The following is a 1,408-nucleotide window of genomic DNA, read 5'->3' as shown; positions in this document are numbered from 1 at the left end:
TGGTTCAGTGCCTTGGTAGGCATGTATACCACGAGTACCCGATATCGTTTTTGATCCACCTAAGTTAGTGTTATATGCACCACTCATTTTCTTAATGTTTGATACGATTTCTTGTTTAATACTACCAACCGCACCATTAACAGCAGCAGCCCCACCAGCTTGTTCCAATGTCAGTAAACCCTCTGAGATTAACTGATTGATAAAACTACTATTACCTGCGTCGATTTGGTTTGTAACCGCATCATTAAGACCGTTCGAGGGCATAGGTAAACCAATCACCGCTAATGTTGTTTCTGCCATAGTATTTGCAGATACCAACCCCTTATCCATCAACTCGTTATAGTGCGTTGCTGTACCCGACTTTCTAAAAATGGTAAACAGCAGCATAGGCGTACTATTGGATGCAAAACTTTCTTGTCCAGATGATAACGGATAGCACAACGATACAATTTGGCCTAATGGCTTTTCTTCAATCTTTGCATCGGTACTTAGGTAAGAGCCTGTAATGTTTGTTATATTAGCCATTATTAATCCTAAGTTGCTTGATAACGGATGCAGCAGGTCTACCAGCAAAGTTAATTAACTCTTCTTCATCGTTATTAAAATACTTTTGCAGGATCGATTTTTGCTGAGTACCCGATTGTGATTTGTACCAATCAAAAAATAATTCATCATCTTCTTCTGGCTTGGCGTTGTTAGTCTCGTAACGTGTACCAAGCATCGACATCAATTCTGTGTTGGTAAGCATTACTGGCTTTTCATCTGAGCCTGAGCCTGATTCACCTTCAATGGTATTACCAGCATCTGGATTGATCGTTAGCTCATGTTTAAGCAACATTAGCTCCACTTCATCTCGATGTTTCAGAGCGCCAATTAGAGATTGTATCGTTACCTCTGTAAGCACGTTTTCGATAATCTTGGCTCTGGTTTCATCATTAAGATTAATCCCAAGTACCGCTTTACCATCCATAAAGTCCGCAACAAGGGACTCAGCTTTATCGATCATTGCTGCTCTGTGCTGCTCTTTGTACACTTTCATAGTTCTGCGAGCTTGGGCTGATTTTGCACCTGCGAGTGATGCGGTATGCGCGTCAAATCCTTTCATGGTTAATCCTCCACTTCCAGTAAACGATCAACGGTCAAGCTCGATACGGGCTCTAGTACATACTTATCACTAAGTAGGCTATGTTCGTTAAGTAGGTCAACAAAACTCTTATCTGTGTTGTTTACAACGTCTTGATATGAGTGGTAACGACCGACTAACTTATGCGAGTCTGGTAATAGGAATGGTTTGTTATTATTGGTATTGATTAAGCAAGTCCTAACATCGATCAATGATTCACGATAGGCATCTATTAAATCGATTTCATGTTGTTTTTCAATCTCACGTTGTTTCTTATGTTCGATG

Annotated in this window: 3 protein-coding genes; all 3 read right to left on the bottom strand. The window is 40.3% G+C overall.

Annotated elements, in window-relative coordinates:
• The coding region (locus AAA952_RS22235; protein WP_338259687.1) for a hypothetical protein at nucleotides 1-525 on the bottom strand (525 nt) is incomplete at its 3' end.
• A complete protein-coding gene (locus AAA952_RS22230; protein ID WP_338259685.1) occupies nucleotides 518-1,105 on the bottom strand; it encodes a hypothetical protein in 588 nt (195 codons plus the stop codon). The genes AAA952_RS22230 and AAA952_RS22235, both read right to left, overlap by 8 nt.
• Before the next feature lie 2 nt (nucleotides 1,106-1,107).
• Nucleotides 1,108-1,408, bottom strand: a 301-nt coding sequence (locus AAA952_RS22225; protein WP_338259684.1) for a hypothetical protein, incomplete at its 5' end; no start/stop codon positions are given.

Origin of the sequence: Shewanella sp. M-Br (assembly GCF_036245925.1) — a bacterium.
Classification (GTDB): domain Bacteria; phylum Pseudomonadota; class Gammaproteobacteria; order Enterobacterales; family Shewanellaceae; genus Shewanella; species Shewanella oncorhynchi.
Note: the sequence above shows the minus strand (reverse complement) of the source record. Positions and strands in the feature narration are given on the sequence as shown.

Coding starts and splice junctions, on each gene's coding strand:
- AAA952_RS22230 (WP_338259685.1), bottom strand. CDS start 1,105: ATGAAAGGATTTGACGCGCATACCGCATCACTCGCAGGTGCAAAATCA.